Annotated in this window: 19 protein-coding genes; 11 read left to right on the top strand and 8 right to left on the bottom strand. The window is 72.0% G+C overall.

Translation table 11 applies throughout. From position 1 onward, the window contains the following. The 9 genes from ACFQQI_RS08395 to ACFQQI_RS08355 form a co-directional block, all read left to right on the top strand. Positions 1–297: hypothetical protein (locus tag ACFQQI_RS08395; protein ID WP_378560780.1), on the top strand; the 297-nt coding region annotated here is incomplete at its 5' end. A gap of 25 nt (positions 298–322) precedes the next feature. After that, a complete protein-coding gene (gene gvpJ, locus ACFQQI_RS08390) occupies positions 323–745 on the top strand; it encodes a gas vesicle protein GvpJ (RefSeq protein ID WP_378560777.1) in 423 nt (140 codons plus the stop codon). Next, a complete protein-coding gene (locus ACFQQI_RS08385; RefSeq protein ID WP_378560774.1) occupies positions 742–1,539 on the top strand; it encodes a GvpL/GvpF family gas vesicle protein in 798 nt (265 codons plus the stop codon). Before gvpJ (ACFQQI_RS08390) ends, ACFQQI_RS08385 begins: the two co-directional genes overlap by 4 nt. Further along, positions 1,530–1,775 (top strand): gas vesicle protein GvpG, encoded by a 246-nt coding sequence (locus ACFQQI_RS08380; protein WP_378560771.1) that lies wholly within the window; start codon positions 1,530–1,532, stop codon positions 1,773–1,775. Before ACFQQI_RS08385 ends, ACFQQI_RS08380 begins: the two co-directional genes overlap by 10 nt. After that, a complete protein-coding gene (locus ACFQQI_RS08375) occupies positions 1,768–2,202 on the top strand; it encodes a gas vesicle protein (RefSeq protein WP_378560768.1) in 435 nt (144 codons plus the stop codon). Before ACFQQI_RS08380 ends, ACFQQI_RS08375 begins: the two co-directional genes overlap by 8 nt. Then, positions 2,199–2,600, top strand: a complete 402-nt coding sequence (locus ACFQQI_RS08370) for a gas vesicle protein (protein ID WP_378560765.1) — start codon at positions 2,199–2,201, stop codon at positions 2,598–2,600. Before ACFQQI_RS08375 ends, ACFQQI_RS08370 begins: the two co-directional genes overlap by 4 nt. 59 nt (positions 2,601–2,659) lie before the next feature. After that, positions 2,660–3,397: a GvpL/GvpF family gas vesicle protein gene (locus ACFQQI_RS08365; protein WP_378560762.1), complete on the top strand. Its 738-nt coding sequence runs from the start codon at positions 2,660–2,662 to the stop codon at positions 3,395–3,397. Then, positions 3,394–3,648 (top strand): gas vesicle protein GvpJ, encoded by a 255-nt coding sequence (gvpJ, locus tag ACFQQI_RS08360; RefSeq protein ID WP_378560759.1) that lies wholly within the window; start codon positions 3,394–3,396, stop codon positions 3,646–3,648. The genes ACFQQI_RS08365 and gvpJ (ACFQQI_RS08360) overlap by 4 nt, the downstream gene beginning before the upstream one ends. Next, the gene (locus tag ACFQQI_RS08355; protein ID WP_378560756.1) at positions 3,645–4,022 is read left to right on the top strand and encodes a gas vesicle protein K; all 378 of its coding nucleotides are present in this window, start codon (positions 3,645–3,647) and stop codon (positions 4,020–4,022) included. Before gvpJ (ACFQQI_RS08360) ends, ACFQQI_RS08355 begins: the two co-directional genes overlap by 4 nt. 15 nt (positions 4,023–4,037) lie before the next feature. Here ACFQQI_RS08355 and ACFQQI_RS08350 read toward each other — a convergent pair whose 3' ends face one another. The 5 genes from ACFQQI_RS08350 to ACFQQI_RS08330 all read right to left on the bottom strand — a co-directional run bounded on the left by ACFQQI_RS08350 (position 4,038) and on the right by ACFQQI_RS08330 (position 7,802). Then, positions 4,038–4,253 (bottom strand): DUF6458 family protein, encoded by a 216-nt coding sequence (locus ACFQQI_RS08350; RefSeq protein ID WP_378560753.1) that lies wholly within the window; start codon positions 4,251–4,253, stop codon positions 4,038–4,040. A gap of 122 nt (positions 4,254–4,375) precedes the next feature. Further along, complete coding sequence (locus tag ACFQQI_RS08345; RefSeq protein ID WP_378560750.1) at positions 4,376–5,008, bottom strand: hypothetical protein; 633 nt, start codon at positions 5,006–5,008, stop codon at positions 4,376–4,378. Positions 5,009–5,135: 127 nt separating this feature from the next. Continuing rightward, positions 5,136–6,287, bottom strand: coding sequence for a CHAD domain-containing protein (locus ACFQQI_RS08340; RefSeq protein ID WP_378560747.1), 1,152 nt, complete (start codon positions 6,285–6,287; stop codon positions 5,136–5,138). A 39-nt stretch (positions 6,288–6,326) separates the two neighbouring features. Continuing rightward, positions 6,327–7,325, bottom strand: coding sequence for an NADP-dependent oxidoreductase (locus tag ACFQQI_RS08335; protein WP_378560744.1), 999 nt, complete (start codon positions 7,323–7,325; stop codon positions 6,327–6,329). 78 nt (positions 7,326–7,403) lie between these two features. Further along, positions 7,404–7,802: a Fe-S cluster assembly protein HesB gene (locus ACFQQI_RS08330; protein WP_378560741.1), complete on the bottom strand. Its 399-nt coding sequence runs from the start codon at positions 7,800–7,802 to the stop codon at positions 7,404–7,406. Here ACFQQI_RS08330 and ACFQQI_RS08325 point away from each other — a divergent pair. Beyond that, the gene (locus tag ACFQQI_RS08325) at positions 7,801–8,673 is read left to right on the top strand and encodes an oxidoreductase (RefSeq protein WP_378560738.1); all 873 of its coding nucleotides are present in this window, start codon (positions 7,801–7,803) and stop codon (positions 8,671–8,673) included. The two genes, ACFQQI_RS08330 and ACFQQI_RS08325, sit on opposite strands and share 2 nt — an antisense overlap. Here ACFQQI_RS08325 and ACFQQI_RS08320 read toward each other — a convergent pair. From ACFQQI_RS08320 to ACFQQI_RS08310, 3 genes are read right to left on the bottom strand one after another with little or no spacing between them, the layout of a single operon-like run. Next, a complete protein-coding gene (locus ACFQQI_RS08320) occupies positions 8,660–9,343 on the bottom strand; it encodes a peptidylprolyl isomerase (protein WP_378560735.1) in 684 nt (227 codons plus the stop codon). The genes ACFQQI_RS08325 and ACFQQI_RS08320 overlap by 14 nt on opposite strands. Before the next feature lie 18 nt (positions 9,344–9,361). After that, positions 9,362–10,198, bottom strand: coding sequence for an aldo/keto reductase (locus tag ACFQQI_RS08315; protein WP_378560733.1), 837 nt, complete (start codon positions 10,196–10,198; stop codon positions 9,362–9,364). Positions 10,199–10,212: 14 nt separating this feature from the next. After that, positions 10,213–10,647 carry a hypothetical protein gene (locus ACFQQI_RS08310; protein ID WP_378560730.1) on the bottom strand — a complete coding sequence of 145 codons (435 nt, stop codon included), beginning with the start codon at positions 10,645–10,647 and terminating at the stop codon, positions 10,213–10,215. A 42-nt stretch (positions 10,648–10,689) separates the two neighbouring features. On the opposite strand from ACFQQI_RS08310, the gene ACFQQI_RS08305 reads away from it, so the two are divergent. Then, positions 10,690–11,400, top strand: coding sequence for a M50 family metallopeptidase (locus ACFQQI_RS08305; protein ID WP_378560727.1), 711 nt, complete (start codon positions 10,690–10,692; stop codon positions 11,398–11,400). The last annotated feature ends 5 nt before the right edge of the window (positions 11,401–11,405 follow it).

The following is an 11,405-nucleotide window of genomic DNA, read 5'->3' as shown; positions in this document are numbered from 1 at the left end:
GAGGACGAGCCGGAGGACGAGGCGGAGTCCGAGGAGTCGGAGGAGTCCGAGGAGTACGAGGACGAAGAGCCGGCCGACGAGTACGAGGACGAGCCGGAAGAAGAGCCTGAGGAAGAGCCGGAAGACGAGTACGAGGACGAAGAGTCCGAGGACGAGCTCGAGGAGGAGCCCGAGGCCGAGGATGAGCCCGAAGCCGAGGAGGAGCCCGAGGACGAGTACGACGAGGAAGAGGAAGAACCCGAAGAAGAGCCCGAAGAAGAGCCCCAGCGGCGCTCGCGTCGCCGGCGTGCGAGTTGAGTGATCGGAACCAGGAGGCCTTGCCATGACCGTGCAGACCCAGCGCCGCAGCGGCGGCGGCTACCTCGAGCGTCCCAAACCGAGCGGACTCGCGGACGTCATCGACATCATCCTCGACAAGGGCATCGTCATCGATGCCTACGTCCGGGTGTCGTTGGTCGGGATCGAGCTGATCACGATCGATGCCCGCATCGTGATCGCCAGCGTCGACACCTACCTTCGCTTCGCGGAGGCGACGAACCGGCTCGACCTCTACGAGAAGGGCGGCAAGGACCTCGGTGAGATGGTCCACGACCTCCAGGAGTCAGGTGCCTCGGGCAAGGCCTCGGGGGCGGTCCGTGGGGTCAAGCGTGCCCTGAGCAGTGGCAGCAGCGACGACGACGACGAAGAAGAGCGCCGGCCCGCGAAGAAGTCCTCGAGCCGGCGGCGCGCTGAGTCCTCGCGATGAGCACAGGCGCGGCAACCGGGCACGTCGCATCGGCCGGCGTCGACGTCGACCGTGCGCTGTTCGTGTACGGCGTCGTCCGCGCCCGGGATGCCGAGGGCGTGGTCGACGAGCTGACGGGCCTGGATGGCTCGCCGGTGGAGTTCGTCGTCGCCGGACCGCTCGCCGCGGCGGTCACGACCGTCGCCGTCGACCGCCCGCCCGGGCGTCGTGCGGAGCTGCTGGCCTACCAGTCGGTCCTCGACGTCCTGGCGGAGACGGGGCCGATCGCCCCGGTGCGGTTCGGGTCGATGCTGCCCGACGGGGACGCGGTCGTGGAGGAGCTGCTCGGGCCGGGACAGGACGGGTTCGTCGCGTTCCTCGACGACCTCGAGGGACGCCGGCAGTACAACCTCCGCGCGACGTACGTCGAGGAGGCGGTCCTCGCCGACCTCGTCACCACCGACCCGGAGATCAAGGCCCTGCGGGAGTACACGAGGGACCTGCCGGAGGACGCGGCGTTCCAGGAGCGGGCGCGGCTGGGCGAGCTCGTCTACCACGCGATGCAGGACCGCAGCGGCTTCGACTCCGACTGGCTCCTGGACGCCGTCGCACCCCTGGCGGTCGAGCACGTGGTGCGCACGCCGCCGTCACCCACGCAGGTGCTCGACGTGGCGCTGCTCGTGGACGACGCCCGGGCCGAGGAGCTGGTCGCGCGGCTGGAGGAGCTGGCCGAGGCGGTGCACGAGCGGATCCGGATGAGGCTGCTCGGCCCGCTGGCGCCGTACGACTTCGTCGGGGAGGCGGCATGGGCCTGATCACGGGCATCCTGACTCTGCCCATCGCCCCGTTGCGCGGCACCATCGCGGTCGCCGACCAGATCCTGCGGCAGGCGGAGGAGATCTACTACGACCCCGCCGCGATCCGCAGCGAGCTCGAGGAGGTCGACCGCCTGCGCGACGAGGGCAGCATCGACGAGAGCACCGCGACAGCGTGGGAAGACGAACTGATCGAACGCCTGATGATCGGGCAGGAGAGGACCGGGCATGGCTGAGACCACCCGCAAGGCTCCGGCGAAGAAGGCGGCCGCGAAGAAGACCGCGAAGCAGCCGGCCAAGAAGACGGCGACGAAGAAGTCCACGACCGCCAGGACGGCCAAGTCCGCCCCCAGGGCCTCCGCGCGCCCCGACTCCGGTGGCAGCGGAGGCGAGCAGGGTGCGCCGCGCGGCGCCCAGGTGGCACTGGTCGGCGCACAGCAGCTGGTCGACCTGACCGGCAAGGAGTTCGAAGGGATCGTCGGCATCGCCAAGGACGACGACGGATGGACGATCCAGGTCGAGGTCCTGGAGATGCGCCGGATCCCGACCACCACCGATGTGCTCGCCGTGTACGACGTGACCGTCGACCAGTCCGGTGACCTGACCGGGTACCGCCGGGTCGACCGCTACGTCCGGGGGAGCGCAGGGGAGGAGCGGCAGTGACCGAGAGGCCGAGCGACGTACCGACGACGCGCCCGTACTACAGCGGTCCGCCGAGCCAGACGGGCCGGCCCCAGCCGGCCTCGCTCGCCGACATCCTCGAACGGGTGCTCGACAAGGGCATCATCATCGCCGGCGACATCCGGGTGAACCTGCTGGACATCGAGCTGCTCACCATCAAGCTGCGGCTGCTGGTGGTCTCGGTCGACAAGGCCGAGGAGATGGGCATCGACTGGTGGCGCCACGACCCGATGCTGACGGTCCGCGAGCGCGGGCTCGACGACGAGAACCGCGAGCTGCGGGAGCGCATCGCCGAGCTCGAGGGCGGCGACTCCGAGGACGGCTCGTCCGACGGCGCCCCGGCGAAGAAGTCCAGTCGCAGCGGCGGGAGGAGCCGATGACGGGGGCGCCGGAGCCCACTGCGACCCGGCCGCCGCAGTCGTCCGGAACGGGGCGGTACATGTACGCCGTCTGCCGCGGTCTCGACACCGACATCGTGCAGACGGTGCGCGGCATCGACGGGGCGCCGGTGGAGCTCGTGGAGCACCAGGACCTCGTGGCTCTGGTCAGCACCGTGCCGTTGTCGTCGTACGGCGAGGAGGCGCTGCGCCGCAACCTCGAGGACCTGCAGTGGCTCGAGACCGTCGTGCGCAGTCACGACGACGTCATCCACGCGGCCGCGGTGCGCGCGCCGACGGCGCCGCTTCGGCTGGCGACCGTCTGCTTCGACGACGACGCGGTGCGGGCCCGGCTGCGCGAGTGGTACGTCGCCCTCACCGCGGTGCTCGACCGGGTGCAGGGGTGCTCCGAGTGGAGCGTGAAGCTGCTCGTCCCGGCGGAGGCGGCCCAGCCGGTGGAGACGTCGGCGCCGGCCAGCGGTGCGGAGTACCTGCGCCGCAAGAAGTCCGACGCCGCCCGCCGCACCGTCACCGCCGACGCGGCCGCCGAGACGGCCCAGCACGTCCACGAGCGCCTCGAGTCGCTTGCGCGGGACAGCCGGCAGCTGCCGCCACAGGACCCGCGGCTCTCCGGCCACCAGGGCACGATGGTCCTCAACGCCGCGTACCTCGTCGGCAACGACGACGCCGAGGAGTTCGCAGGCCTGGTCGCGGCGCTCGCCGCTGAGCACCCCGACGTGGTCATCGACGGTCGGGGCCCGTGGCCGCCGTACTCGTTCGCGATGCTGGAGCAGCGGTGACCGTTCTCCACACCGACGCCGCCGTCGAGGCCGGCTCGGGCGCACCTGCCGCCCAGCGACAGCCGGCCCGCGACCTGGCGCCGATCGCCCTCGTCGACCTGCTCGACCGGCTGCTCGGCAGCGGGGTCGTGGTGGCGGGCGACGTCGTCGTCTCGCTGGCGGGGGTCGACCTCGTCGAGATCCGGTTGCACCTGATGATCAGCTCCGTGCGTGCCGCGATGGCCGAGAGCCGGAAGCCGGTGGCGGAATGAGCGGGATGCCCTGGGACGACCTGGCCGACCTCGGCCGGGCACACGACATCGGAGTTGCACGCGAGCCCGACCGGGAGTCCGGCGCGCCGCGGCGCACCCTCCTGCCGCAACGGCTGGAGACCGACCGGGAGGCGGTCGAGCGGGACCTGCTCAAGCTGGTCCTGACGATCATCGAGCTGATCCGGCAGCTCATGGAGAAGCAGGCCCTGCGCCGCGTGGATGAGGGTGACCTCACCGACGAGCAGATCGAGGGGCTCGGCAGCGGGCTGATGGCCCTCGAGCAGGCGATGGAGGACCTCAAGGACCGCTACGGCCTGACCACCGAGGACCTCAACATCGACCTCGGACCGCTGGGCACGCTGCTCCCCGAATGACGCCGGAAGCCTCGCTCAGCGCGGGGGCAGGTCGCGGCGCTCCTCCACGACGTGGGTGGACCGGGTGCGCTGCTGGTTCACGACCAGCGAGATGACGATCGCCAGCCCGCCGGCTACCAGCAGGATCCAGCCGAGGGTGCCGGTGTCGACGGCGGTCGAGTCGATGTTGACGACGTCGAGGACCAGGATCAGTCCGGCGACGATGAGGACGATGCCGAGGCCGATGGCCATGTTGATGCCCTTTCACTGAGCTCTTCCCCCGAGCTGTCGGGCTAGTAGTACCCGCTGGGTGCGCGGCTCAAGCAGCCCGATGGGCCCGCAGGCGCGCCGCCTGCGGACCCACGAGCGTGCGGTCAGCCCAGACGCAGTACGCCGAGGATGTCGTTCAGCACGTCGACGAGCTGCCCGAGCAGTCCGCTGAGCGCTCCGCCGAGGCCGCCGTCGAGCAGCCCGGCCACGGCGCAGAGCAGATTGCCCAGCAGGTTGCCGGCTCCGGTCACCGCGACGATGTCGAGGACGACCCGGTCGAGATGCACCTCCAGCCCCAGCAGGTTCAGGTCCAGCGGGCCCAGGACCAGGTTCAGGATGTCGCAGGTCGCCTGCGCCTGCGCCGTGCGGCCCACGGCGGGCAGTGCGTCCGGGTCGCCCGTGATGTCGGTCACGCGCATCTTCTTGAGCTTCGCGAAGGTCGTCTTGTCCCCGTTCTTCTCGTGGACCACGCCCTGGATCAGCCCGGTGACGAGCAGCTTGTCGGCCTTCCGGCTGAACTCCAGCGGGACGAACGAGCCCGTGACCTTCCGGCCGTTCTTCGTCGTGCCGACGATCTTGGAGTTGAGATCACCCTTCTTGGTGTGGGCGACCGTCCGGTCGGCCGCATCCGCCCGTTGCTGCCCCGAGGCGGTGGCGGCCTGCGCCGTGAGCAGGCACATCGCCAGGACGATGAGTAGTGCGACGGTCTTCGTGCTGCGTGCGAATAGCTTCTTCATGACCCTCCCCGAGTTGTGCCTTGACCCCTCCCGGGTCGTGGCCTAAGTCACTTCGTAACCCGATTCGGGATGTGCATGCGCAGTTCTCGACGGCGAGACACGGGAGCGGTCGGCGTTGGCGCGTCGTCTACTGACGTGCCGCCCGGGACCGCTTCCTCAGCGCGCCGACCATGTCGCGGCTGCGGAACGACCGGACGAGCTGGCGGGCCCGGGCCTCCTCGCGGGCGTGCAGGCGGCCGTAGGTGAACGTCGACTCGCCCGCCGTCTCGGCGGCGCGGACCAGTGCGCGCAGCTCCGCCCGGGTGACGACGGTGTCCTGCAGCTCCCCGAGGTGCGACGTCACCCGGCGCGCCTCCCGTGCCAGTCGGTGTGCCGGCCTCCCGACCACGGGGCGGACGGTCTCCGCTGCGTACCGCAGCCGCTTCGCCGCCTTGCGCGCATCGTGCAGGGCGACGATCGGGTCGTCGGACTCCTCGGCCGTCCGGACGCGCCGCCGGAAGCGCCTGAAGTCCTTGCGCAACAGGTCAGGTACGACGTCGCGTGCGGGCGTGCTGGCGAGCTCCGTCCAGGGCGGATCCGCCACCAGGCGGTCCAGGCGGTCGCGGAGGTCGAAGTAGCGCCGGGAGCCGAGCGCCGCGGTCACATCGGCCCGGCCGCGCCCGCGGTAGGTGGCGCGCAGGCGCCGCAGGACCGGGCCGTGCACGAGACCGCGCGGCTCGGTGGCGACCAGGTCGCGGAGCCGCTCGTGGACGACGGTGCCGTCGCGCGCCACGCCGAGCACACCGCCGAGCCACGCGAGCTCGGCGCGCAGCGCCTCGACCTCCGCGGGATCGAGGACCGGGCGGAAGGTCGCGAGCAGCGACCGCAGGCGTCGGCACACCACGCGCATCTTGTGCACGCCCCCGTCGAGGCCGCGGCGTACGTCGACGTCGCGCCTCGCGAGCCTGTCGACCTGCTCGACCAGCCGGTCGTGCACCACCAGCGACACGGGTCCGCCGGCCTGCGGCGCCGGCACCTCACTGCGCGGCGGCGTCGGCTCTTCCGTCGCCACCGCCGTGAGCGGTGCGCCTCTCGTCCACCCGAGCGCCAGGTCGCGCAGCGCCTTCGGCGGGGACACGACGGACGCGCCCAGTGGGCGTCGGAGATCGTCGTGGTCGTGCGGCACCGAGAGGTGCCAGCCCTCGTCGGGACCCCCGGTACGCCGGACGAGGCACACCCCGGCGCGCAGCAGTGCCCGGTCGGCTGTGTCGAAGCGGACGACCGACTGATCACCCTCCACGTGTCACTTCTATCGGATGCGGGCCCACCGACGCATCCGTCAGAGCCGGACCAGCATCTTCCCGGTGTTGTCGCCGCGGTGCAGGCCGAGGAACGCGTCGACCGCGTTGTCGAGGCCGTCGACGATCGTCTCGCGCCAGGTCAGCGAGCCGTCGGCGACCCACTGGCCGGCCACCCGGTAGAACTCCGCGGCGACGTCGCGGTGGTCGCTGACGATGAAGCCGCGCAGGGTGAGGCGCTTGCTGACGACCATCATCAGGTTCCGCGGGCCGGGAGTGGGGGAGTCGGCGTTGTACTCCGAGATCGCTCCGCACGCGGCGATCCGGCCGAAGTCGGACATCGCGAAGATCGCGGCCTCGAGGTGGTCCCCGCCGACGTTGTCGAAGTAGACGTCGACCGGCGCGTGCTCGCGCAGCTGCCGGCCGATCGGCGCCGCCTTGTAGTCGAGCGCGACGTCGAAGCCGAGCTCGTCGGTGAGCCACGCGCACTTCTCCGGCGACCCGGCGGAGCCGATGACCTTCTTCGCGCCGAGGCGGCGGGCCATCTGGCCCGCAGCCGAGCCCACGGCTCCCGCAGCGCCGGAGATGAAGACGGTCTCGCCCTCGGCGAGCGCGCCGATGCGGGTGAGGCCGACGTACGCCGTCATGCCCGGCATCCCCAGCGCGCCGAGGTACGCCGACGCCGGGACCTGCGACGCGTCGACCCGGCGCACCGCCTGCGCGGGCAGGAGTGCGTGGGTGCGCCAGCCCGCCTGGTGCAGCACCGTGTCGCCCACGGAGATGCCGTCGGCGGCGGACGCGACGACCTCGCCGACCGCGCCGCCGTCCATGGGCGCGTCGAGCGCGAAGGGCGGCACGTAGGACTTCACGTCGTTCATGCGGCCCCGCATGTAGGGGTCGACGGACAGGAACGTGTTGCGCACCAGCACCTCGCCCGGGCCGGGGTCGGCGAGCTCGGCCTCGACCGTGCGGAAGTTCTCGGGCGTGGGCACGCCGTGCGGGCGGGAGGCGAGGTGGACCTCGCGGGCGGTCGTCGTCATGGGTGCGATCTTTCCAAGCGGTGTGCGGACAGGCAGACGGGCCCCGGTCGGTGGCCGGGGCCCGTCTGGTGGCTCGGGTCAGCCCTGGAGCGCCAGGGCGAACTCGACCTTGCCGGTCTGGTCGACGGCGGCGTCGAGCACCTTGTCGTCGAGCATCGCGGCGGCGTTCTCGTCCAGATAGATGGTAGCGCCACCCTGTTCGACGACCTGGTCGCCGGGCTCGCCCTGGGCGGCCGCGGTGACCTCGAAGGCAGGGTCGGGGGTGGAGGTCGACGTGATGCGGAGCCCGGCGCTCTCCTCGAGGCCGGGTTGGTGGGTGATCTCGTTGACGATGGCTGTGGCGTTCTCGGTGAGGGTGAGCATGCTCGCCTTTCCGATGGCGTTTGGCTGGTCCAGACCACCCTTGCCGACGCATGGCCCCCGTTCAAGGGCGGATTTCGTCCCGGGCGTGTCGTGCTCTGGCACGCTGTCCGCCATGACTCTCGACCTGCCCGCCCAGGACGGCCGCCGGTTCGTGGTCACCGGCGCCAGCGGGGGTCTCGGTCTCGAGACCGCGCGCGTGCTCGCTGCGCACGGGGCGGAGGTGGTGCTCGCCGTACGCGACCTGGGGAAGGGCAGGCGGGTCGCGGCGACCCTGACGGGGGCGGTCGACGTACGCCGCCTCGACGTCGCCGACCTCACATCTGTCCGCGCGTTCGCCGCGGACGTCGGACCCGTCGACGTGCTCATCAACAACGCCGGCGTGCTGGCGGTGCCGTACGCGCGCACGGTCGACGGCTTCGAGACCCACCTCGCCACCAACCACCTCGGCCACTACGCGCTCACCAACCTGCTCCTGCCGCGCCTGCGCGACCGCGTGGTCGTGACCTCGTCCCACACCCACCGCGGCGCCCGGCTCGACCTCGACGACCTCAACTGGGAGCGCCGGCCCTACCGGGCCTACGCCGCGTACGCCGAGTCGAAGCTCGCGAACCTGCTCTTCCTCGCCGAGCTGCAGCGGCGCCTCACCGCGGCCGGCTCGACGCTGCGCGCCGTCGGCACCCACCCCGGCTCGACGGCCACGTCGATCACCGGCAACACCGGGAACGCGCTCTACACCTGGGTCGGCGGCTGGGGCCACCGGCTCGCCGGCATGCCGGTCGCGAAGGGCGCGCTCACGACGCTGTACGCCGCGACCATGGACGTGCCCGGCAACACCTACATCGGACCCGACGGCCTCCGGGAGATGAGGGGCCTGCCGACGGCCGTCGGTCGCAGCCGGGACGCGCTCGACCCCGGCCTGGCGCGCGGACTGTGGGAGCGGTCGGAGGAGCTGACCGGCGTGGGGTTCCCGCTCAGTCCACCGTGACCGTGGCGATGTCGACGGGCGTGACTGGCCGGCCGTCGTTGGCGCCGTTGGCGTTGTCGCTGCCGTCGGCGGCGGCGTCCGCGACGAGCTTCACCGACGCCTCGTCGAGGTGCCCGAAGACCGCGTAGTCCGGCGGCAGCATGGAGTCGGCGTACACCATGAAGAACTGCGAGCCGTTCGTGTCGGGCCCGGCGTTCGCCATCGCGAGGGTCCCGGCCTCGTAGGTCTCCGAGCCGCTGAGCTCGTCGGCGAACGAGTAGCCCGGGCCGCCGGTGCCGGTGCCGGTCGGGTCACCGCACTGCAGCACCGCGATCGACGCGGGCGGCGTGACGAGCCGGTGGCAGGTGGTGTCGTCGAAGTAGCCCTGCTCGGCGAGCGAGACGAAGGAGCTGACCGTGCACGGCGTGGCGTCGGCGTCGAGCTCGACGGCGATGTCGCCGATGCTCGTCTCGATGGTGGCCGGCACCGTCCCGCTGACGGTGGTCGACGGCGGGGGCGGGTCGACCTCCTTGGCCGCGCCCGCGGGCGACGACGGGTAGTCGCAGGACGTCGCGTCGGTCGGCGCGCTGTCCGCCGCGGAGCCGCCCTCGTCATCGCCGTCGGAGCAGCCTGCCAGGGCGACGGTGGCCGAGAGCAGCAGGGCCGGTACGACGAGCAGACGCGAACGCATGCGCAGAGAGTAGAGGGATCACATCTCTTCGTGCGTGTCCGGGTCGCCGCCGAACAGGCGGCCGTCGCGGCGCCCGAGGCCCGTGATGGCCGCCATCTCGTCCTCGGTGAGCTCGAAGCCGAAGACGTCGAGGTTCTGCCGCTGGCGCTCGGGCGTCGACGACTTCGGGATCGGTACGGCGCCGAGCTGCACCTGCCAGCGCAGGATCACCTGCGCCGGGGTCACGCCGTGCGTCTCGGCCGCATCCGCCACCGGTGGCTCGGTGAACGGCGCCTGCCGCTTGCCCAGCGGGCTCCACGACTCGGTGCGGATGCCGAGCCGCTCGTTGACGGCGCGCATCTCGACCTGCGGGAAGTAGGGGTGCAGCTCGATCTGGTTCACGACCGGCGTCACCCCGGTCTCCGCGATGATCCGCTCCAGGTGCGCACCGGCGAAGTTCGAGACGCCGATCGCGCGCACCAGGCCCTGCTCGCGCAGGTCGACCAGCGCGCGCCACGCCTCGGCGTACCGGTCCTGGCCGGGGTTGGGCCAGTGGATGAGGTGCAGGTCGAGGTACTCGAGACCGAGTCGCTCGAGCGACGCGTGGGTGCTGGCGATCGCGTCGTCGTACCCGTGGTCGCGCCCGGGGATCTTGCTGCAGACGAACAGCTCCTCGCGGGGCAGCCCGGCGGCGCGCACGGCCTCGCCGACGGCCTCCTCGTTGCGGTAGTTCACCGCGGTGTCGAGCAGCCGGTAGCCCGCCTCGACCGCGGAGACGATGGCGGTGACGGCCTCGTCCGCCTTCAGCGGGTAGGTGCCGAAGCCGATGGCGGGCAGCGTGCTGCCGTCGTTGAGCGTGTACGTCGGGACGGACATGTCCCTCAACGTACTCACACCTCGCCGGGAGTGGCCTCGTGGCCCGGCCTCCCGTCGCTGCGGCGGTCCTCCTTCATCTCGGCCTCGTAGAGGTGCCGGCGGCCCTGCGCGAGCCGGTCGCGTGCGGCCTTCTCGAGCTCCCGGAACGCCGTGTAGTAGGTGTCGTCGTAGGCCTCGACGATCTGGAACGTCCACCGGCCGGGGATCACGTTGCGCCCGACCAGGTCGCGCTCGATCCGGTCGGCGATCTCCCCGTGCCCGGCCTCGCGCAACTGGCGCACGGCGTCACCGAGCGTGAGATCGGCGGTGCCCGACAGCCGATGGAACGCGTAGAGGTGACCGCGCGCGACCTCCACGGCCTCCAGCGCCTCCGACAACCGGCCGAGCGCTTCGACGGTCGCGTCGTCGAGGCCCTCGGGGCGGCGGTGCCCAGCGTCCGGTCCAGTCATGCCGCCGACGTACCCAGCCCACCCGTCCGGCACTCTTGCGGCGTGAGCCTCAGCGATGTGTGGGACGAGGTGGTCGGCACCCAGCCGGCGCCGGCCGACGCGACCGTGCTGGTGCCCGCCGTCGTCGCGCTCGCACTGGTCGCGACGCCGACCGCCTGGAGGCTGACCCGGCACGTCGTGACGATCGCGCACGAGGGCGCCCACGGCGTCGCCGCCCTGGTCACCGGCCGGTCCCTCTCGGGTATCCGGCTGCACTCCGACACCTCCGGGATCACGGTCTCCCGCGGGAAGCCGCGCGGCCCGGGGATGGTGCTGACGGCGTTCGCCGGCTACGTCGGCCCGGCACTGCTCGGCCTCGGCGCGGCGTACCTGCTGCACCGCCAGCACGCCCTGGCGGTCCTGTGGCTCGGCATCGTGCTGCTCGGCCTGCTGCTGCTCCAGATCCGCAACTTCTTCGGGCTCTGGTCGGTGCTGGTCGCCGGCGTCGCGCTGTTCGCGGTGACGTGGTGGGGGAGCGGGGTCGTGCAGTCGACCGCGGCGTACGTCGGCACCTGGTTCCTGCTGCTCGCGGCCCCGCGCCCGGTGCTGGAGCTGCAGACGCTGCGGCGCCGCGGGCGGGCCCGGACGTCGGACGCCGACCAGCTGGCGCGGCTGACCCGCGTGCCGGGACTGGTGTGGGTGGGCGTCTTCCTCGCCGTCACGGTCGGCTGCCTCGTGCTCGGAGGCGCGTGGCTGTTGGGGCTGGCGGGCTAGTTTCG

This window comes from Nocardioides sp. GCM10030259, assembly GCF_042666375.1.
In the GTDB taxonomy this organism is placed as follows: Bacteria; Actinomycetota; Actinomycetes; order Propionibacteriales; family Nocardioidaceae; genus Nocardioides.
The sequence above is the reverse complement of the archived record's forward strand: the minus strand, read 5'-3'. Positions and strand labels throughout refer to the sequence as shown.